A 21,565-nucleotide genomic window follows, 5' to 3' on the forward strand; every position below is an offset into this window, starting at 1 on the left:
CCTACCGATGATAATAGTAAACAAAATTCTATGATTAAAATGACTGACAAACAGCGTTTAATGTTTGCTAAAAAACTGGCGAGTTTGCCAGAGTTAGGCAGTTATGCCCCTATCGGAGCTAGTACTGATGATTTTGCAAACAAAATCGCTGATGAACTGCTAGACCCTACCAAATCTGAGTTTTATTTGCCTTTTTTGGGTAGGGTGGGGGTTAATTTGGGGGCGATTTACTAGTACCAATACAAAGAATTTTGCCGTTAAGCTGATGTTTTAACTACTTTATGTTCTGGTTGTTTTTCCAGTTTTGTAAAGTGGTCTTGCTGATTTTGTATTCACTTGCTAGCTTTCGATAGGATATGCCCGATTCGAGTTTCGCTAGTATCATTTGTCGGTAGTCAGTTGAGTATGCCATATATTTTATTGTACCAGTTTTATTTTTCTTTTACTATAGTATAAATTTGCAGCTAGCTCCCTATTTAGAGTTTCAGCGTCTACCAAACTTTCATATAGCTTGATAAGAAAATATTCCAATTTCCAATATTTATCCATATCCCAAATGTGTTTCTTTTCTAAAGAATAATTAAAAGACTCTTCATTCCAAAATATTTCATTACACTCATTATAATGATTAGCAATCATCTTTAATCACCTATCCTTTTCAAATTAGCATCGTATGTACCATCACGAGTTTCTTTTTTATTAATATTTTTTCTTGAATTAGTTTTTTCCATACACCACCATGATTCATTCTTTTTGTAATTCTTCAGGGAGACTCATAATTACCTTTTTAACAGTTCCTTTTTTTAATTTTATCTCTCGAAAAGTTTTACCATTATCCTCACTATAAAATAACCTTTCCATATCATTAGCATAACCCAAATACAATACAAGACACCCATATTCTTCATAACCTTGAAAACAATCTCCAATATCAGCAAGGTCGATTTTAATAACATCTGGAATCTCACCATAGCCTAATTGTTTATCGGTTATATTTTTCAATCCCAATTCTCCATTAGTTACTCCACCAGGATAATATGGATTATTAAAAGCTTTTTTCATGTTATGAAAAATAGCGTTTAGTGTATTGTCAAACCTTTCCTTCTTTGGAAAAAATTCTCCATCAATTAAAATTTTACATATCCCATAATAAAAACTATTGTCTTCTGAAGTTGATATTACTTCCCATAAGATACCAAATTCCAAATTATCATCTATAATTAGCATTAATTTAACCTCTTATTATTATTTTGTTCAGGAAAAGCTTTTTTAAGTTGGCTTTTTACATCATCTGTTGGTTTTAAAGGAGCCTTAGTATCGGCAGTACTACCTGCCCAATGCCAAGTGCCATTATTCGCATCAGTTTTAAAAAGATATTTTTATATAACGAACAAATTTTTATATAGTTCTCTTATATCCTCATAACTACATTGCCATTCTGAATATTTATCTCCATTGGCAGAAAAAATTTCTCTCTCTATGTTTAATGATAATATTTTCTGAATGTCTATTTCATTGTTACTTATATTCAAATAATCTTCTTTAAAAAAAATTTTTTCTTGAATATAAAAGTTATTGTGATTTAAATATATCATCCATGCTCTTAAAAATTCTATGTCCTTAATATCTTGAATATATGTAGGAAGTATTGCTGATTTATTTAAGGTTAATAAAAAATCTAACTGAATTAGCCAGATATCTTTATATTCTTCCAAACTCAAGAATTCGGTTGATATAAAAAAATCTTCGTTTAATTCACCTAAATTGAATTCAACAAAGTATCCAACTTCATTAAATTGGATACCTTCTTTTAAAATTTTTATATAATTTTTCATAACTATTTCTTAACATAATTAAGGTTTGTATCGAAAGTTCCTAATCTGTTGCCTTTAGCATCGAATTTTTTCCAACCATTAGTTACATTGTGCTTATCAATATCAAGTGTGATGTAATCCTTGGTTTTAGGATTATAAAATACTGTTTGCCCATGCGAATTGAAATGAGATTTATTCGCTGGAATCTCACGAGTATATCCTAATTCTTTTGCTTTTTGAGCTGGCACAAAGAAATCTTGAACCTGAGGATTTGTAGGCAGAGGTTTTGATGGAGGGTAAGCTTTTGGATTATAATATCGCCCATCTGAACCTTTATATGCAGTAACACGATTTCCATTTTTATCATTAAACGAATATAATGGTCGCCCGTCAGGAGTAGTTTTTCCAGTATTATAAGCATCTGAAGGTAGACTTTCCCAACAATTATTATGAACCCAAACACCTTCGACCTTATAATTACCCGCAATAAAGTAAGTATGGTCATTATCAACCGTCAGATTATAAGCAGATAATGGTTCATCTTTTACCTCCACATGCTGTACTACTTGCCATTTACCATCTTGTGATAAAAGCTCATATCCCGCTTTAAGATTACTCGCATCTACCCATTGAGCATTTTTAATATCACCTTGATAATTATGACCCTCTGATGATGGCGGTAGAGTTGAATTGTCTTCATTGGTGATACGAGTAAAAAATGGATGAATTTTATTGGAAACAATAGCTTGCGAGTTACCATTCTTATCTTTAATAGTTATATAAACTGTTTGTTGATAAGAATTATTATATTGATTCAAAACTTTTTGATAAGAAACTTCACCTGTAAATTCATTCTTCGCTAAAACCATATCGCCAATTTTAATATCGGCAATCGGTTTATAACCATTTTGAGTTTCTACAATCATGTCGCCACGGAAGGAGCATAAGCCTTTGGCGGGTTTTTGCTGAACAGCAGGTTTCGCCTTACTTACCGTACCTAATCTACCAGTTCCACCACCCCAAAGCTCTGCATTCATTAAATCTGCAATAGCATCCATAGTTCTATTTTCAGCTCGAGCAACATTACCTATACCACGAGTAATAGTGTTACTAAAAGCAAAGTCATTACTCATTGTTACATTTGCTCTAAGATTACCACCTCCTAGAGATTCAATTCTTGTATAATCGCTTGCAAAAGGTGATGTTTTATTTTCAGGAAACCCTGCATAAAAATTAGCAATTTCAGCTTTACATTGAGCATTATTAAATCTGGTTATACAAACGTTTTGAAGCCTCGCATCTTGTTGCTTACTTAAATTCTGATAGTAAGCATTTATACCCTGCTTACAATAATTATCATTTCCACAAGCTTTAAGCTGATCTCCCCATTTTTGTAACTGGACGTGATTTAAATAATTGTTCTCCGTCTGATTAACATTATTAGCAACACCACTTATCTCACCTGTAGTCCCACCAATACCAGCCGATAATCCAACTAAAACAGCTTTTCTAGTCTCATCATCATAGCCTTGATTTTTCAAATACTCATCAACTTTTGGTATCACAAATGCTGTACCACCACCAGCCACAGCCCCTTTAATAGAGCCTGTGCCTAACGCACTAACTGCGGTATGAAGTGCCACACGATAAACACCACCCTCACCCCATTTTTCGGCTTCTTCAGTATTTCCTACATGAATAAGCTCAAGTTGTTTTTGTCCTGCATAATCTCCGACCATTTTCGGAGCTTCCTGCCCAAACGCTTGCGTAATCTGAGTTTGATTGTTAAGTTCAGCATTTAACTGTTCTGCATTAAACGTATTTCTTAACGGCTCATTGAGTATGTCTACAGTCTTATTCGTCACCTGCGACTGCCCTGCCATCCCTGTCACCGCCCCATACGTGGTACTGGTATCACTATCCCCCACCTTACCATAACCAATACCGCTGATAGACGGCGAAGCTAACCCTGTTTTGTTGGCATTTAACCCTGCACTGATACCGCCACTTATCGATTGACCGTGATAATGAATGTGGTTTTGTATATCACCGACTTCTAACCCACCTTTAAACTGAGTCTGATTCGCTTCAGGGGTGGCAGTGGTAAAATATGCCCCATTAAAAGAGCTTTTACCATCAACCACCATATCAGAAGATTGGTACTGTAGCCCTGTCTGCTCAGTCACTTGGGCTAAGTCCATGGAGAGATTGGATTTACCGCCATTGATACTCACATTTTGTGGGATGCCTTGCATAGACACGTCGGCACTAAAGCCTACATTTTTTTGTTTACCGTCATATTTAGCGGTATCTTGACGACTGGTCGCAATAATCCCGCCACCGATGTGACCTGTGGCATAATCACCTTTCACCACCGCACCATCAAGCACCAAGTTACCACCGATGTTTTGATAGGTTGTACCACCGACATTGATATGAGAGTTGGCATTGGTGGTGGTTTCGCCATTGCCATAACCTTTTGCCATATTGGCATTGGCAGTAATACCTGCTCCATTTTGCGTGCTGGCATACACCCCAATGCCAAAGCCATTAGATTTATTACTGGTACGGTCATAGCCTGTACTGGATGCGGCTTGGTAAATCACATCACCTTCAACGTTATTATACAAGTCTCCCACTAAGTTGATGTCACTGCCTGTCACAGTAAAGTCACTGTCTTTACCTTTGCCTGCAATGTTTAACACTAAGTTATTGGCATCAATGCTTGATGCCTCATTTTTACCTGATAGGCTATCTTGCACGCTTTTGTTGGATTGACTGCCAAGTGTGGCTTGAATGCGAGTATTGCCTACCCCAGCTAATCCTTCTTTGCTTAACTCACTTTTTTGTAAGCTATCAACAGCACCTTGTACGCCTTTATCTAAGGTACGCAGCTTACTAAAGCCTGCAATACCCGCCATGACTTTCATTTTCTCACTGTTGGTGGTTTCACCCGCTTTCAGTAGACTATTAATGCTTTGAGCCTGATCGATTAAGCTATTAGACACACTCACGGTTAATCCGCTGGTTTTTTGGCTTTGGATATTGTGTGTTTGCGTTGTGGCAGTAGTATTACTCACGTTTGCCGATTTGGCATTAATCACCACCGTGCCATAATTGAGATCATGCACATTGTTCGTGGTTTGGTTTTTGGCATAGACTTTACTGCCAGTTTGCTGATAATGCTCACCTGCCGTGATAATGGTGTTACCATTTTTAGTTCCGACAATGCTACCAGTATGTGACACACTGTCCGTGCTGTTTTGATTTTGGGTTCTTTGTGTGCCAATGGTGAAGCTGGCACCCCCATTGCCAAATAGCCCAGATTTTTTCTCGCCATGACTGCTACTTTGATGTTCAGTGTTAGTCGCGCATCAATGGTGACGTTTTTTCCACCCTTGATATAGGTGCCTTGCTGACTGATTGCATCGGTTGCCGTTAAATGCACGTTGTTTTTGGCATCAATGATGACACGGTTACCATTAATACTGCCTTTGATGGCTAAATCATTGTTATAACTGTAGTTGTCTTGGTTGGTTTTCTTACTTAACCAGTTTCTTTGGGTGGAGCGACTAGCAGTTTCTACGTTATTGGTTTCTCGACCTTCTTTAAAGCTGATATCCCCATTGTCCGCTTTAAGATAGGTTGTCCCATCTTCACTGTGAATGGTCGCTGCCGTACCAGTAATGTTGCCGTTTTTTGAGCGGATGATGGTGTCACCTTTACTACCACCACACTGCCAACATCTTCAGTATGCCCAGCTTTGATATAGTTGTTGTTATCATGAATGGCGTTGGTTTGATAACCAGTGTTGACGGCATTAAAGGCGATATTGCCACTGCTAATCAGTTGGGTGCTACCACCATGGTTAATCAGCTGACTGGCATTGAAGCTCGTGTTACCTGCCACATCAATGGCTAACGTGGTCAGTGGGTTGCCTTCATTATCCACTTGACCTTTTAAGCCATCTCCCACGTAGATGCTGGCAATTTGGTCAAGCCCAGTACGCCAAGTATTACTTTTGTTTTTTGAGCTTTCTGTGTGATATGTCGTTGAGGTGTTGTTTAAATTACCGCCCACACTCATTGACATAGCACTGTTAGCTTTGATGGTACCACCAATGTTGTTGGTGTCTTTTTTACTATTGATTTGGATAAAGTTACCTTGAATGACACCGCCAGCATTGTTATTGACATTGTTGGCACTCACACGCAAGGCATGATGTCCCACAATGTTACCTGAATTGCTTAAATCCCCTGTGAGTTGTAGGTCAGTGTTGTAACCCGCTACTAAACTGCCATCCCCTTTGATGTCACCAACATTGGAGCGTACATAGACTTTAGGGACGAGGGCTTTTTGGGTTTGTCCATTAGGTAATGTCATGTCTTGTTCAACCAGCCAGACAATATCGGTGGTGAGCTGTGCCACCTGAGAAGCGGTCAGGGCAATACCTGGGCGTAGGTTTAACGCATTGGCACTGGTAATCCCATTGTCCATCAAGGCTTGGTACATGGCATCGTCACTGCGGTAGTCACCTAAGAAGCGTTTACCAGTGAGCACCATGATTTGATCACGAATCATGTGTTGTTCATAGTAGCCATCTCCCAGGCGTTTGTGCATATTGTCCTGATTGAGCCCCAAGCGTTTCATCATGTAGTCGGATGATAACCAGTTTTTATAACCGGCAAACGCAGGGTCAGTGACGATTAGATAGCCGTTGGGGTTGTTGGGGTCGATTTTGTAGAGAGCACTGTTGGGTAAGCTGACAGCGGCCCCTTGGGTGCGAATTTCTTGAGCTTTTTGGGTATTGATGCTTTGGTTTAGTTGGTTGATAAGGTCACTTAAGGTGGCGATATCAACTTTTTGTCCTCCTTGTTGGGCAACCACTAAGTCAGCTAGCTGTTTTTGTTGCTCAGCGGTTAGGTTGACTGGGTTGGTTTTAGTGAAGTCCTGTAAGGCTTTGATGGCGTCTTGGACCCTAGCAAGGCTTGCACGGTCAACTTGTGTGCCGTTATTGGCTGTTTTGACGACTGTTAGGAGCGTTTGTAAATTGCCAATCGCTTGGTTGACAGCTGCCACTTGTTTGGTATCAATTTGAGCTTGATTGGCTTGATTTTGATTGGCAACTGTGACCGCGGTGACATACACGCCACTAACTGGATTATTAATGTTGAGAATTTTTAAATCATAAGGAGTACCTGTTGTTTTAGGATTCAGCGGTTGAGCCATATCTAATGGGGTTGAATTAGTATTTGTACCCCATTTTCCTTTGTAACACCAATTCCCTATACTCCTCCGACAGGTTTCATAAGGGCTATAATGGGTACCATTAAAATTCTCGTAACTGTATTTGGGAGTGATAGTTGTGGCTTCAGCATCCACATTGCCTGCTTGACCATTTACTTTAATGGTACCGCCAGCAATAATTTGGCTTTTATTGGTGTTAAATTTACCCAAGTCAAATACCATGTTACTACCCGAAACAATTCGACTCGGGTCACTAGTCACGGTGTCTTGCCCACTTAATAGCTCTGTATATTTGTAGCCATAATAATTATCATATAGCTCACCCGTTTTTAGAATTTTTAATCTATGGCGTCCGTCATTGTTATCTTCAGACGTAATTTCAACTACTTTTTCATTATAAATTGGATTACTACCATCACCTGAAATGCTATACTCAACTATCGGATTATTTTCAAGGACCTTTAACGCTGTTTTAAAATCCGCATTGATATTATTGAGTGTTTCAGTGGCAATCTGCATCGCACCCAATGACTCAATGGTTGCCCCACGGTTGGTCACGGTGGTGGCTTTGCCAGTGGCATGATTCTCGCTGTCTAAATCACCCCCAATGTGCAACTCACCATTACTTAAAATCTGAGCTTGACCATTAAAATCACTGTTAAATTTACCACGACGTGCCGTATTTGGGTTATTGTTTAAGGTTTTTACCCCAATGTCCAAGCGTTCACGAGCGGCAATTACTGGGGCAGAATTAAGCGTATTGCCTGGGGTGTTATTAAGCGTATCGGCTTTAATCGCTAAATGCGTGCCATAGATACGACCCTCACTTAAATTATTCACCGCATTGCCAGCAGTAATCAAGGTGTCATTACCATTAATTAACCCATGATTGTTGATATCACCAGTGGCGTTTAATAACGTGGAGGCATTACTGACTAATTCACCGGTTTGGGTGTTGTTAATGTCTTTGGCATTGACCGTCAGTTGTTTGTCAGCAGATAACGTACCGTCATTATTTACATTGCCTTGAGTGGTGATGGTTAATTCATTGGCGAGTAATTTATCACCTTTGGCATTGGTATAGTCAACCATTTGGTTAAGTGTCAGGCGATTGCCGCTGATTTCGCCGCCGTTGCTGATAGAACTAGCACTCAAGCTCGTCTCATTAGCTCGAATCACACCGCCAGCATTGGTAATGTTGCCCGTACTGCCTTGAGTGGTAATGGTTTTGGCTTCAATATGTCCGTTAGTGTTAGTTAGGCTTTGTCCCATCGCAACCTGGATGCCTTGATTGGCTAATAGTTGCCCTTGGATGTTATTCAAGGTTTGGGCATGAATCACTAAGTCATTACCTGCCACAATACCTTGATTGAGACTAACTTTGGTTAAATCTTGTTTGGTGTTTTGGTTATCAATACTATTGACGTTTAAAGTCATATTCTTAGTGGCACTGATAAGGCTACCGACTCCCGTGTTGGCTAAACCATTGGCGGTAATCGTGGTACTATCGCCCCACAGTTTACCGCTTTGGTTGTTGAGTGTGGCACTGGTGCCTGTGATGATTAACTGCTGATTACTGCCTATCACTCCTTGTTGATTGTTAATCTCATTGCCTGTGCTGGTGAGCGATAAGGCATCAGTAGCATTGATTAGACCTGATTGGTTGGAGATATCGCTTGCTTGCAATACGGCTTTGCCGTTGGCTAAAATCCCCCGACCTTCGCCTTGGGTGTTTTGGTTATCTAGCAAACCAGTCGTGGTTAAGGTTAGTTGACCATCTTTATCCGCTTGTTGGATACTGCCACCTTGGTTATTTAGGCTTTGAGCAGCTATAGTCACATTATTACCAATGACTTGACCAGCATGGTTGTCCATGACGCCTTGCGTGCTTGAGTTGATATTGGTTTGCGTGCTGATCACACCTTGGTTAGTTAAGGTTTGTTGGGTTAAGTTGATATCTTTGCCCGCTTGAATATTACCGCTCGCTTGGTTAGTCAGTTTTTGGCTGCTTGCGGTAATGGCATCTTGGCTGCTGATGGTAGCATTATTGTTTAAGGTGTCACCGCCGATGTTTAATGCTTGATTGCTATAAATTAAACCAGCATTGGTATTATTGAGGGTGTCTGCGTGGATATCAGCGGTGGTATTGGCTAATAGCTGAGCTTTCGTATCATTATTTAAGGTTCGTGCATTGACGTACAATGCTTGAGCACTTTGGAGTACAGCTTTTTCACCGCTGTTGGCTAGAATGCCAGCGTTTACGGTTAAATCACCTGTGCTGGCAATGACCTGACCTTGGTTATTATTTAAACTGCCTGCGGTGACGGAAAGTTGATCGGCTTGTATACCCCCAATATCATTGTTAAGCGTACCAGACACCGTGGCAGTTAGTTTGCCATTGGATAGCAGTTTGCCCGTTTGGCTATTATCAAGATTTTGGGCAATTAGCGTCGCTGTGCCAGTCCCGGCATGAATGACTTCGCCACCTTGGTTCTGGATATCGCCCGTTGCCATTAAGCTAAGATTGGTGGCATTGCCGCCTAAGTGACCTTGCTGATTGTCAATGGTACCCGTGGTTAATACAAAGTCTTGAGTGCCTGTTTGCTCAAGGGTGCCTCGTTGGTTGGACAGTGATTGCACTTTAAGTTGGTAACTATCGGCTTGCGTTATAGCGGCATTGTGGTTAAGGGCGTTGGCGGTGAAACTGGCTTGTTGGCTAACTTTGTTTTGTGATTGACTTAAATCGATATTACCCAAGGTGTTTAATGACAGATTAACCACTTGATTACGACTGCCGTGGTAGTCGAGTGCTGAACCCGTGACTGTCATACCCCCACTGGCAACATTGTTACCTTGGTTATGCTGTACACCAGTACTGGTGATGGTCAAGTGTTGTGGGGTGGTTGATAAGCTATTATCAGGGCTTAATCCTGCCACCAATCGACTACTTTGGGCTTGATTAAGTTCACCGGTTTGAATTGCTAAACGACCTTGGGCGGCAATCGTTGCTGTGTTGCTCAAATTAGTTTGGTTGTTGATATGCGTATTGGCTAAACTTGAAATGCTGCCACGATTGTTCAAGATTTGACTGTTAAGGTTTAAGTCCCCACGACTGGTTAGCTGAGCTGAGTTGGTGACCGCTTGAGCCGTTAGGACCAAGCTGCCATTATCACTGTAAATAACCCCGTTACCGGTATTGTTTAAATCACCCTTGAGGTTAAGTTGATTGGCTTTTACGGTTCCTGTGGTATTGCTAGCAACCACTTGACCGTCGGTATTGATTAGGGTATGTGCACTAACGGTTAAGCCATCCCCTTGAATTTGTCCTTGGCTATTATCAATATCGCCAGCAATCTGCCAGGTTTGATCGGCTAGGCTTAAGATATTGCCCTTGTCGCTGTTATTTACATTATTTGCGGTTAAACTTAACTGACCATTACCTGCATGTTCAATACGACCCGCTTTATTTTTTAACGTTGGGGTATTGATTATGAAGTTTTGGCTATTGGTGGCAATCTGACCTTGTTGGTTGCTAATACCGCCAGCGAAATTAAAGGTTAAGTCAGCAGTACCACTTTGTCTAATTGAGCCGCGTTGGTTATTTAGCTGGTTGCCTGTTAGTTGCAGGGTTTGACCACTTAGTGTACCGTCTTGGTTATTTAGCGTGCCTTTAGCAACCAGCGTCAACTGATGGATGGCGGTAAGGCTTGCCCCTTTCGTTGATAAATCCCCTTGGCTTGCCATCTCAATATCCGCTGCTTGGGTTTTGCTGCCATTTAAGTCAGTTGGATTGCCTTGTAAGCTAGCTTTGCCGGTCGCAATATGGGTACCACTACTGGTGAGTATACCCACTGCATTCATGGTTAGGTTGGCTGGGGTGGTGCTTAAATTGCCTTGGGTGTCAATGCCTGCGGCTAATATGCCGGTGTTGTTGACGGTTTGGGCGTGAATATTGGTGTTGCCTTGAGCGGCGATTAAACCCGTAGCCGTGTTGGTCAGACTGCCCATGGTAAGCGTATTACCTGTGGTGCCATACAGTTGCCCACTGTTGGTAAGTGTCTGGCTGGTGGTGCTGAGTTTACCACCTGCTACCACACTGCCTTTGTCATTTTTGATATCGGTCGCATGTAAGCTCGCATCACCTTGAGCCATGATATGACCATTTTGGTTGGTCAGGTTGCCTTGGCTATCAAGGTTTAAATTGCCCTCCGCTTGAATCGTGCCTTGGCTGTTGTAAACTTGGGTAGCCGTGATGGTGGCTTGTTTGCCTTGAATACTGCCTTGTTGATTGTTTAATTCACTTGTGCTAAGGCTAATATCGCCTAGGGTGGCTAAGACACCTTGTTGGTTGTTAATTTGCGGGGCGGTGAGGCTAATCCCTTGTTTGGCAACAATTTGCCCTTGTTGGTTGTTAAAACGGGTTAACTGCCAATCGAGTTTGTCAAGTTGGATACGACTGTTGATGTTGTCAATTGCTTGGGTGTTTAATCCATTAACCACAATACTACCTTGGCGTTGATTGGTAACGCTTGGGCTGGTCACTGTCATGGCACCATTGGCAGTGATGACGGCATTATTGCCTTGGTTGACTAAATTGTCCGCTTGGATATTGCCATCGGCGGTTATGGGTGCAAGCACCGGTTGATGGCTGTCCGTTGTCGGTGTGGTAGCGGTTGAGTTTGCCACTTGCTTGGTTGATCCAGTTTGTGCGGTTGATGGGGCAGTGGCTAGGGTTGGGGTAGTCGTCGCTGGGTGCTTGTCGTATAGGCTTTGACCAATGACGGCGTTGTCTTGGTTGGTTAAGTGTTGACTGGTCACATCAAGTTTACCACTGCCGGTTTGTTCAATACGGCCTTGGTTGGCCAGGCTTGGGGTTTTTATATTGACTTGTCCGGCACTGATGAGCCCTGTGTTAGTGATTTGGCTTTGAGTAGTGGCATCGGTTTGGCCATGACTGCTAATGACGCCGCTGTTTTTAAGGGTTGGGCTGTCCAGTTTGACACTATCGGTGCTGCTGCTAACGGTGCCTTGGTTGTCAATACTACCGGTGTGTTTTAGATTTACCCCTTGTTTGGCGTTCATGGAGCCGGTGTTAATGAGGTTACCTTGGTTGTCTAGCGTGAGTGTGCTACTACTGCTGATGTCACCAGCATTGGTCACCCCCATACCTTTGTCGGTACCAATCAGACGAATTCTGCCAGCATACATGCCGCCTAGGCTTGAGATGTCTAAAGCCACGCCCGTGCTTTGATTGACACCGTTGTGACTAATTTTAGTGGTGGCTGGATTGGTTTCATAGCTAACCGTGTTGTTACCCGTAATGACATCAAGCTGTTTGCTGTAAACTTTAGCGTTAAGGGCAGTGGCTTGGCTAATCAGCTGGGTATAGTCGCTTTGGCTATCATCTAAGCCTTTGCCTTCAACGGTCATCTTACCGCTACCTATTTGAAATCCGGTTAAAGTGTCGTTGTTAAAGGTGGGTTTACCGGTGGTGAGCGTGGTACGAGCAGCGTTGATAAAACCACAGCCTGAGCAGGTGATACCCGCGGGATTGGCAATCACCAGTTCGGCTTTACTACCCGTAATTTCGGTGTAGCCAGCTAACTGGCTTGGATTACTAGAATTGACTTGGTTTAAGATGAGTTTGGCTTCACCTTTGGCAAGCCATGGGTTACCCTCTACCCAACCCGCAGTTTGGGTTTGTACATTGGTACGGCTGTTGTTAATAATAGCCCCATGCCCACCGATATCAAATTGACTAAAGGTGTTTTTAGAAACCCTTGGCTATTTGGGCTTTGAATGTTAATTTGGGCTAAGCCATTGGCAGTGTTTAACACCGTGGCTTGCTCATTTTTAGGAGCACCCTTATCTGCAATGATTTGGGTCTGTATCTCAGCATAGGCAACGTTTGCTACTCCTATGCTGACAAGGACAGCGACAGTGAGACTAACCCATTTGCTATAGCAGTAGTACACGACCTCATTGCTTCCATCTAGTTGGCTGTCAGCTAAAACTACCTTGTTACTATTCGCACCTTGACTACCGGCTTTGCCTTGTGCCACAGTTTTTTCTGAGACAACAACTAATCGACCTAGGTGTTTGTTAAAGATAACACGATACAGACGGCTGTTCATATGGGGTTTCCTAATTTTTATCGGTATTTTAACCCCTATCCGTGTTTTTGTATAGTTTTTTTAATAAATTAATAGGGTCTGCTATCGTTAAATTTAAGTTTAGTCTTTGATAAACAGTTGATGGCTTTTTCAATTTATAGTTATTTAAAATAGTAACTGGACAAAAAATAATGATAGAACAATTGGTATGGGTGGAAATAAGTCAAAACAAAAATCAGGTAAACCTAGAAAATCAATGACAAACTCATAGGTTGTGTTGATATATTGTTCTATCTTTTTTAAAATATACATTATTAATAAAAAAAACAAAATTTGACATTTTTGTTTTTTTATTAACTTAATGAACTATACAACAAGTACCTATATGATGATAGTTAATCACCAAGTACAGTAAAATCAAAGGTTTAAAATGAATTTATCCATTCAAAAATCCAATTTAACAACCAGTCAAACCATACTTTCAAAAACCTTGATTGCTATATTTGGTGTATCATTGGGACAAGTCAGCTATGCCCAGACACCTGAACAAATTGCCAATCAACAAGTCCAGTACCAACAACAAAAACAGGCTGAACAACAACAAAAGCTAATCCCTAACACCAATGTTCAGATTGAGCTACCAAATGCTAAAGTTGAACCACCAACACCAAAAATGGATGTACATAATCCTTGTTTTGTCATTTCCAAAATCGCCTATACCACATTGGATAAAACCCATTTATCCATTTTGGGGAACTTTGATTTTGCTTTAACACCATTAACACATGGCAAACAGCGTATTACTGGACAATGTTTAAACATCCATGATATCAATCGTATTGTCAGCGATGTACAAAATCGTATCATTCAACGTGGCTATAGTACCACACGTGTATTGATTGGCAATCAAAATTTAAAAAATGGTACATTACAATTAACCATTATTCCTGGCTTTGTGGATAAAATCAAGGCAGATACAGCAGATAGTCCTTTAGCAATCTATACCAATCCCACAGGGCTACCTGCTAATTTTGCGACTGCATTGCCTATTAAATCTGGTGATTTATTAAATATTCGTGATTTAGAGACAGGGCTAGAAAATCTAAAACGTGTTCCTACTGCCAATGCTGATTTTACGATTAAGCCAAGTAGTTTACAATTTGCAGGCTATAGCGATATTGAGATTAAGTATCATCAGACCAAAAAAGTGCGTTATGGTGTTACCATTGATGATTCTGGTTCAAAATCTACAGGTAAATATCAGGGTGGCTTAACATGTAAGAACCTCAAGCGTTATTTACACTTTGTTTAAAATAAAACTCCAACCACTCATAAGGAGTAAAGGTTTGAGTTTTGCCAGTAATATCATCTTTTTTAGTTAAAGATGAATGGGGTTTAACGGTATTATAGAAATTAAGAAATCTTGTTAATTCTTGCTTTCTATGTTCACTACCTGTAAATTCACATTGTTCATGCCACATTTCCATGAGCGTACGTATTACTCGTTCTGCTTTACCATTGGTTTGTGGTTTGGCAACTTTGGTGAATTTCTGATTGATGTTGTTATTATAACAGGCTTTGACAAATTCATGGTCTTTTGTGCCTTTATATTCTGTGCCATTGTCAGAATAAATCACCTCAATCGTATAAGGGCAAGGTTTAATAACTTGTTCTGTCAGAAACTTAGCCGCACTAAAAGCTGTTTTGTCTGGCATAATACAAGCATACAGTTCACGAGAATAATCATCAATGGCAACAAACAGATATTCTCTAGGGCTGTTGCTATTTTGTCCTTTGAGCAGTGGTAGGCGTTTTGTATCTACGTGTACCATCTCACCAGGATAGGATTTATTATAACGCTTGGCTTGTTTTTTGAGTTTGTCTTGTATACTCTTTTCAACTTTAGCTAAGCGTTTAATGCCAAATTTCGCTTGTTTAAAGCGATTATTGACACTGGTTTGTGGTTTTAGTAACTTCACTCTGGCAAGTTTCAATACCTTGTAGATTGTTGGTCTTGATACTTTGTATTCTTCAGCAAGTGATGTTACGCTTTGTTTGTTTTGATGATAGGCTATCCAAATAGCTTCTCTTTCAAACGGTAGCAGTCTGGTGTTTTTATGTATGTTCATTTGCAGTATTTTATCCTAAATACTGTAAATAACGCTAGGATATCTTACACTTAACAATTAGTATTGATAATCCAACATGGCATAATGATTTATTTTATTTAAGTTATAGCCGTGATTTGGGCAACAAAGTTAATGATAATCAATATGGTGATAAAGGTAGTGAAAATTATTCGTTAGGCTATGTTGTGCCTATCAAAAATGTATTATTTTCTGCCAATGCAAGTCATTACACTTATAAGCAAACAGTCGCAGGAGCAAACCAAGATTATCAATATAGTGGTGAATCAAATAATGCTAATCTTACCGCAAGTTGGTTAGCTTCTCGTGATAACAAAAGCAAAACTTTATTGAATTTTGGTGGGTTTGTTAAGTCGCAAAAGAATTTTATTGATGATACAGAGGTTGATGTTCAACGTAGAAAAGTCGTAGGGTTTAATGCAGGTGTACGACATGAGACACGCTTTGGACAAAAGCAGTTAATCTCTGATTTTAGTATACAACGTGGTACAGGTGCTTTTGGGGCTTTAACACCACCTGAAAGTTTGTTTAATGAAGGAACGGTTCGGACACCAATTTATAAGTTAAATGTAAACTTTATTACACCGATTGCGTTGGGGGATTATCAGTTGGGCTATCAGGCAAGTTTAAAGGGACAATATGCGAATACAGCTCTTGTTCCAAGTGAGAGGTTGGCGATTGGTGGACGTTATACGGTGCGTGGTTTTGATGGTGAGCGGACATTATCAGGGGATATGGGGGCGATTTTTCGTCAAGATTTTAGTTTTCCTATCAAGCAGTCTAATCATAATCTATATTTTGGGTTAGATGCTGGTACAGTGGCGATGCAGAACAAGGAACAGGATAATTTGTTACTGGGTCATACGTTGGTTGGTGGTGCGGTTGGGTTTAAAGGTGAGTTTAAGCCGTTACGGTTAAGTTATGATGTTTTTGCAGGTTATCCGATTAGACAACCTGAGTACTTTGGTAAAAAGGAATGGACTGGTGGGGTAAGTTTGGGGTTAGAGTTTTGAGCGTTTTTTGTTGAGTTTTTAAGTTCATTGAAAATCAAATAAGTAAAGGCAATGGGGTTAACTATTTAAGTTTGTTATAGATTAAAATCTATAAATAGAAATATTTTTAAAGACTACTACAGATTTACCACTCCCTCCCACGTGCTGATGATTTACATAATTATGCGATTAAGTTGCATTAAAATATGGGATAAAGCCTTAATAAATAACAGATTTAAAAATAGTTTACCTATACAACATGATGCAAATTTATGCAAATATCAGGAGTATAATTTTATCTAAATTCATCTATCATAGAAAATATTATAAAAATTTTTTTCTTTTATTATTTTAATAATTTTAAATATTTTAGACCAAATTCCATTGGTATAAGTATTTGATTTTATTATTTATTTTCTAGGTTTTTTAATGAATATAACACCGTTTAAGGGACGATATAACACCGTTTAAGGGAAATTTGACAACAAAAAAAATAAGGTATAATAACAACATATTTATTTTTGGTTATAAAAATGTCAAAGAACCTGATTGTTAAAGATAATGCTTTAATTAACGCCAGTTATAATCTTGAACTTATAGAGCAACGGTTGATATTACTTGCCATAGGTCAATCAAGGAAGATTGGTCAAGACTTTAATGCCCATAGTAGATTAAAAATTAGTGTATCTGATTATATTAATATTTATAGTACTCACGGTAAAAGTGTATATGAAAATATAAAAAAAGCATGTAAAGTGCTTTTTGAAAGGCAATTCACTTACATGGAAAACACAGCAAAAGGAAAAAGAATAGCTACAACTCGTTGGGTATCTGAAATAGCCTATATTGATGAAGCAGGTATGATTGATTTAACTTTTGCTCCTGCAGTCATACCGTTGATTAATTTGTTAGAAAAGCATTTTACCAGTTATGAATTAGAACAAGTAGCAGGATTAAATAGTAAATACGCAGTTAGACTGTATGAATTGGTTATTGCTTGGCGTACAACTAGTAAAACTCCCATGCTTTCTGTTGATGAATTAAGGCAAAAGTTAGGCGTAGTTAATGGTGAATACCAAAAAATGGAAGTGTTGAAACGCAGGGTTTTAGATTTCTCCGTGCAACAAATCAATGAAAAAACAGATATTGACGTAAAATACGAACAACAAAAACAAGGGCGGAAAATTATTGGCTTTACCTTTAGTTTTAAACAGAAAAAGAATAGACAAAAATCTACTAATGATAATAGTAAACAAAATTCTATGATTAAAATGACTGAAAAACAGCGTCTAATGTTTGCTAAAAAACTGGCGAATTTGCCAGAGTTAGGCAGTTATGCCCCTATTGGAGCTAGTACTGATGAGTTTGCAAACAAAATCGCTGATGAACTGCTAGACCCCACCAAATCCAAGTTTTATTTGCCTTTTTTGGGTAGGGTGGGGTTTAATTTGGGGACGATTTACTAGTACCAATACAAAGAATTTTGCCGTTAAGCTGATGTTTTAACTACTTTATGTTCTGGTTGTTTTTCCAGTTTTGTAAAGTGGTCTTGCTGATTTTGTATTCACTTGCTAGCTTTCGATAGGATATGCCCGATTCGAGTTTCGCTAGTATCATTTGTCGGTAGTCTTGTGAGTATGCCATACATTTTATTGTAGCATTTTTTTATTTCTATTACTATATTATTTTGCTCCATATACTACTTCAAATTTATATTGTGGATAATTTTTCTGTAACTTATTTATTGCATTTTGTGTTGCTTGACGTAATTTTGGAGAATCACCTTCCAAATTAAATCTAAAATGTTTTATATTATTTATTTCATTCAAACTAGGTATATTTTGACTTCCCCCTGTTGCACTCCACTCGGGATTTTCGATTACATTAACAGTCCTACCACGGTCTTCAAAGGTATGAAGTTTTTGACCATTCTTAATTTGTGTGGTCGCCTCTCGGGGTATGATAGCCCAACGATCTTTATTATGAACCCAAACCCCATCAAGACCACCAATACCTTTAACAAAGAAAGTATTTTTAGTATTTAAAAAATTGATTTCTTAAGTACTTATAAATGTAACATAAAAGTTATAAATTTTTTAGAACTCATCAACTGATCTCATCCAATAGGGCATATCTGTTTCTTTGAGATCATTATAATATTCTAATGATTGTTTTTCATCATACCAATAATAAGGCACATCAGAAATAATTAATCTTAACACTCCTTCATTTTCAGAATTACTTATCATGAAAACCATTTGTTCATATAATCTTTGTACAGCAGCTATAATTTCTTTATAAATTTCGATATTCTCTTTAGAAATTAAAATCTTTTCATCCAATTTATAATTTTGTAAAATATTTTCTGCATCAGAAATTGTTAAATATTGTTTATATAATTTGTAATATATATCATAAAAATCTTTATTTTTATATTCAAGTTTTTCCAAAATATACTCAAAAAATGAGTTAATTTTATTTCTTTCACCTAATCTAATCGTCAACATAGGACCGCGTAACCCAACAGTTAAAATATTATTAGTCATAAATCAACTCTCCTATTCAATAAACTTAATTTTGTCTTTAGATATAATTCCGTTAGACTTTTCTTCAATTTGCTGCCTAATATAAAGCAAATCAGCATCTGAGTAACTCTGACCCCTTAAATCAATTCTGACTTCTTGAATCATTCCCTCTGGTAAGTGATTTACCCTTTCAATAGCTTGCTCAGCAATATTGCTAATTAAACCACTACGGTTGTTATGAATATCATAGTTTTTAACTTCAATACTACAAGTTGTTCCAATACACCAATCTGGTCTAACCGAGTCAGTTGTTCCATACGGAACTTCCTTACCGTCTTTATAACTGACTTGCTCACGAGCCCCTTCTGGCAATAATCTCCCAACATCGCGTTCTGACTGCTGTGGGGTAGGTCGTCCTTCACCTGTTTCCTCTATCACTCTTACTCTTTCAGGTATTTTGTGGTCGCTACTAACATAAGTATTTGTTTGTGGATCTTTAGCTACAAGCCTATTATTACCCTGAGTATATGAAACGTCTGGAGCATTAGCATTTACTATTTCAGCTTTACCATCCTTGATAGCAACTTCTATAATCTTCCCATCCTGAGTTATGGTTGGGATGCGTTTCATAATCGGTTGTTTATTTAAGTCCAAACCAATCTGATAATCCGAATAAGTTACTTGATGTCCATCAATAATCTCTACTGTTGGATTATCTCCATGAGCAGTGAAACAATTTTTATTATGAACCCAGACCCCATCAAGACCGCCAATTCCTTTAACAAAGAAAGTATGGTCAGTATTAACCTCCAAGTTATAACTGTTTAATGGCGTTTTAACAGTATACACTTCTGAAATAACTTGCCACTCACCATTTGAGCCAAGCACTTTATAACCTTTCTTCAAATCACCTGCATTAATCCAATAAGCATTTTTAATATCACCATGATATTCTTTGCCAATAGATGGTTTTGCAGGATTGATATCATTTCCATAACTTGAAAAGTACGGATGTAAGCTATCTGATACAATCTGCTGACTATGTCCATGACTATCAGTGATAGTAACGTAAGTCGTATCAGGGTCAATACTGTTCATGGTATGAAGAACTTTTTGATATCCCATGAGTCCAGTTTTTTCATTTTTTGACCAAACCATATCACCAATTTGAATTTCATTAATCGACTTATAGCCGTTAATGGTACGGACTTCCATATCACCACGGAAGGAGCAGTTCACCTCTTTTGCTAATGTAGAACCAGTTTCTTCAACCGAGTTAAGCTTTCTAGCAAAGGTTAACGCTCGTGAAAGATATGTGGTCAAGTTTTGCCAGTATTCTAAACTTAATTACTTACTTAAAATAAAGGATACATACAAATTCTCTCCAGTTAATCTATTTAAATATATATTGGCCGTCTCTATACTCTCTGAAAAATTATAACCTTCATAATACCAATTATCATAAGTAGCAATGAATTGACCATCTTGAAATTTTTCGTATACATCACCACCTAATATTAGAACTTTTTCATGAATACACAAAACAAAAAAATCTTGAATTAGCTCCAAGGGTATTACGAACTCATTTATACCCTTACTTTCTAAGCTATAACCAGCTTTTATGTAAAAATCTAATATTTTTTTATTCATTTTGCAGTTTCTCTCAATTTTATTTTGGAACAAATAATCGATGATTAATATTCCCATTTGGCTCTCTGATATATTCAAAAACGCCTTTTTTACCTCTATAGCTTCCAGGTATTTCTAATTTATCTCTTACGATTCCATCTTTTCCAGTTACTTTTGATACAGTTCCATACTTGGCAAAACCATCTACCGACTGTGGGAATGAGTGATAGTCCCCTGAAGAAGCTTGTATTTTTACTTTTTGTGTGTATTTAGCTCCATCAAAAAAGTTTTCTGCTTTAATAATGTTTTTTGTTGCTTCTGCTACTCTTTCAGCCTTAATAGCTACAGATGCACCAGCAGGTAAAAAAGGCACTATTGTAGCAGCACCATCATATATTAAACCCACACCGTCAATTGTTGCTGAACCATAATTTCCTTCTGAAATATTATATCCGAACGATGCTGCTCCTATCCCAACATTTGCAATGTCCCATACAGTTTCAATAGCATTATCCTCAACCGCCACTTTTGCCATTTCCCCAGCATTCACCGCACTAGCCACATCGCCAGTCGTAGCCCCTACCCCAATCCCTGCAAGGCTCACAATACTACTCACCGTCTGCTTCTGCTCAGCCAAAAGCTCGCTTGGCTTATCCACCCCAAACAGATACTTTGACACTGCCTCAGCACTCGCCTCAGCCCCCATTGCCGACAATGCCCCTGTGGTAACATCATTCCCCGACGCTGCACTCACTGCTGCCGCTAAAACACCATGAGCGAGAATATGAGGAGCTGACCCCTCGCCATTTCTATCACCGCCATCAAGACCATTTAGGGCATCATTTTTTTTAAAATACTGCCCAATCTTATAAGCGACTTGTGGGCTTACTGCTCTTACTGTGTCGCCTAGTATACCATTTGAGTTGGGAGCGTACAAGACGGAGGTGATGCCGTCAAAGAGTGTTAGGTTTGTTCAATTTTTTAGTATTCTTCAGAATTAGTTTAAATTTTCAAAAATACTTTAAAATATGCATCCTTGCACTATATAATACATGAAAAACCAAACAAACCATAATTATTCCATACCAAATCAGAGAA

Annotated in this window: 18 protein-coding genes; 4 read left to right on the forward strand and 14 right to left on the reverse strand. The window is 38.7% G+C overall.

Annotation, left to right across the window (positions count from 1 at the left end; all coding sequences use genetic code 11):
- Positions 1 to 30 precede the first annotated feature (30 nt).
- A complete protein-coding gene (locus tag ACGTJS_RS12790; protein WP_410472353.1) occupies positions 31 to 234 on the forward strand; it encodes a hypothetical protein in 204 nt (67 codons plus the stop codon).
- Positions 235 to 274: 40 nt separating this feature from the next.
- Here the strand turns inward: ACGTJS_RS12790 and ACGTJS_RS12795 are convergent, their stop codons facing one another.
- From ACGTJS_RS12795 to ACGTJS_RS12830, 8 genes are all read right to left on the reverse strand, one after another.
- Positions 275 to 412: an IS630 transposase-related protein gene (locus ACGTJS_RS12795; protein WP_410472347.1), complete on the reverse strand. Its 138-nt coding sequence runs from the start codon at positions 410 to 412 to the stop codon at positions 275 to 277.
- Between the two features lie 5 nt (positions 413 to 417).
- Entirely contained in the window at positions 418 to 639 is a 222-nt protein-coding gene (locus ACGTJS_RS12800; RefSeq protein ID WP_410472348.1) for a hypothetical protein, read from the reverse strand.
- A 2-nt stretch (positions 640 to 641) separates the two neighbouring features.
- A complete protein-coding gene (locus ACGTJS_RS12805; protein WP_410472354.1) occupies positions 642 to 731 on the reverse strand; it encodes a toxin C-terminal domain-containing protein in 90 nt (29 codons plus the stop codon).
- Between the two features lie 13 nt (positions 732 to 744).
- Complete coding sequence (locus ACGTJS_RS12810; protein ID WP_410472355.1) at positions 745 to 1,227, reverse strand: Imm42 family immunity protein; 483 nt, start codon at positions 1,225 to 1,227, stop codon at positions 745 to 747.
- 152 nt (positions 1,228 to 1,379) lie between these two features.
- Complete coding sequence (locus ACGTJS_RS12815; protein ID WP_410472356.1) at positions 1,380 to 1,835, reverse strand: hypothetical protein; 456 nt, start codon at positions 1,833 to 1,835, stop codon at positions 1,380 to 1,382.
- A gap of 2 nt (positions 1,836 to 1,837) precedes the next feature.
- Complete coding sequence (locus ACGTJS_RS12820) at positions 1,838 to 5,062, reverse strand: polymorphic toxin-type HINT domain-containing protein (protein WP_410472357.1); 3,225 nt, start codon at positions 5,060 to 5,062, stop codon at positions 1,838 to 1,840.
- 334 nt (positions 5,063 to 5,396) lie between these two features.
- Positions 5,397 to 12,809: a filamentous hemagglutinin N-terminal domain-containing protein gene (locus ACGTJS_RS12825; protein WP_410473281.1), complete on the reverse strand. Its 7,413-nt coding sequence runs from the start codon at positions 12,807 to 12,809 to the stop codon at positions 5,397 to 5,399.
- Positions 12,740 to 13,195 (reverse strand): ESPR domain-containing protein, encoded by a 456-nt coding sequence (locus ACGTJS_RS12830; protein WP_410472358.1) that lies wholly within the window; start codon positions 13,193 to 13,195, stop codon positions 12,740 to 12,742. The genes ACGTJS_RS12825 and ACGTJS_RS12830 overlap by 70 nt, the downstream gene beginning before the upstream one ends.
- Positions 13,196 to 13,604: 409 nt before the next feature.
- On the opposite strand from ACGTJS_RS12830, the gene ACGTJS_RS12835 reads away from it, so the two are divergent.
- On the forward strand, positions 13,605 to 14,486 hold the full coding sequence (locus tag ACGTJS_RS12835; RefSeq protein ID WP_410472359.1) for a POTRA domain-containing protein: 882 nt from the start codon (positions 13,605 to 13,607) through the stop codon (positions 14,484 to 14,486).
- Here ACGTJS_RS12835 and ACGTJS_RS12840 read toward each other — a convergent pair.
- Entirely contained in the window at positions 14,461 to 15,303 is an 843-nt protein-coding gene (locus tag ACGTJS_RS12840) for an integrase core domain-containing protein (protein ID WP_410472002.1), read from the reverse strand. The genes ACGTJS_RS12835 and ACGTJS_RS12840 overlap by 26 nt on opposite strands.
- Positions 15,304 to 15,359: 56 nt before the next feature.
- On the opposite strand from ACGTJS_RS12840, the gene ACGTJS_RS12845 reads away from it, so the two are divergent.
- Together ACGTJS_RS12845 and repM are read left to right on the forward strand one after the other, a co-directional pair.
- Positions 15,360 to 16,334 carry a ShlB/FhaC/HecB family hemolysin secretion/activation protein gene (locus ACGTJS_RS12845; RefSeq protein ID WP_410473282.1) on the forward strand — a complete coding sequence of 325 codons (975 nt, stop codon included), beginning with the start codon at positions 15,360 to 15,362 and terminating at the stop codon, positions 16,332 to 16,334.
- Between the two features lie 512 nt (positions 16,335 to 16,846).
- A complete protein-coding gene (repM, locus tag ACGTJS_RS12850) occupies positions 16,847 to 17,779 on the forward strand; it encodes a replication initiation protein RepM (RefSeq protein ID WP_410472346.1) in 933 nt (310 codons plus the stop codon).
- A 40-nt stretch (positions 17,780 to 17,819) separates the two neighbouring features.
- On the opposite strand, the gene ACGTJS_RS12855 is transcribed toward repM, so the two are convergent.
- The 5 genes from ACGTJS_RS12855 to ACGTJS_RS12875 form a co-directional block, all read right to left on the reverse strand.
- Positions 17,820 to 17,957, reverse strand: coding sequence for an IS630 transposase-related protein (locus tag ACGTJS_RS12855; protein ID WP_410472360.1), 138 nt, complete (start codon positions 17,955 to 17,957; stop codon positions 17,820 to 17,822).
- A gap of 452 nt (positions 17,958 to 18,409) precedes the next feature.
- Entirely contained in the window at positions 18,410 to 18,859 is a 450-nt protein-coding gene (locus ACGTJS_RS12860) for a hypothetical protein (protein WP_410472361.1), read from the reverse strand.
- 12 nt (positions 18,860 to 18,871) lie between these two features.
- Positions 18,872 to 20,161: a polymorphic toxin-type HINT domain-containing protein gene (locus ACGTJS_RS12865; protein ID WP_410472362.1), complete on the reverse strand. Its 1,290-nt coding sequence runs from the start codon at positions 20,159 to 20,161 to the stop codon at positions 18,872 to 18,874.
- A 24-nt stretch (positions 20,162 to 20,185) separates the two neighbouring features.
- Positions 20,186 to 20,545 carry an Imm40 family immunity protein gene (imm40, locus tag ACGTJS_RS12870; protein ID WP_410472363.1) on the reverse strand — a complete coding sequence of 120 codons (360 nt, stop codon included), beginning with the start codon at positions 20,543 to 20,545 and terminating at the stop codon, positions 20,186 to 20,188.
- On the reverse strand, positions 20,508 to 21,404 hold the full coding sequence (locus ACGTJS_RS12875; RefSeq protein ID WP_410472364.1) for a VENN motif pre-toxin domain-containing protein: 897 nt from the start codon (positions 21,402 to 21,404) through the stop codon (positions 20,508 to 20,510). The genes imm40 and ACGTJS_RS12875 overlap by 38 nt, the downstream gene beginning before the upstream one ends.
- Positions 21,405 to 21,565 lie beyond the last annotated feature (161 nt).

The sequence above is a fragment of the Faucicola mancuniensis genome (genome assembly GCF_046523945.1).
Lineage (GTDB): Bacteria > Pseudomonadota > Gammaproteobacteria > Pseudomonadales > Moraxellaceae > Faucicola > Faucicola mancuniensis.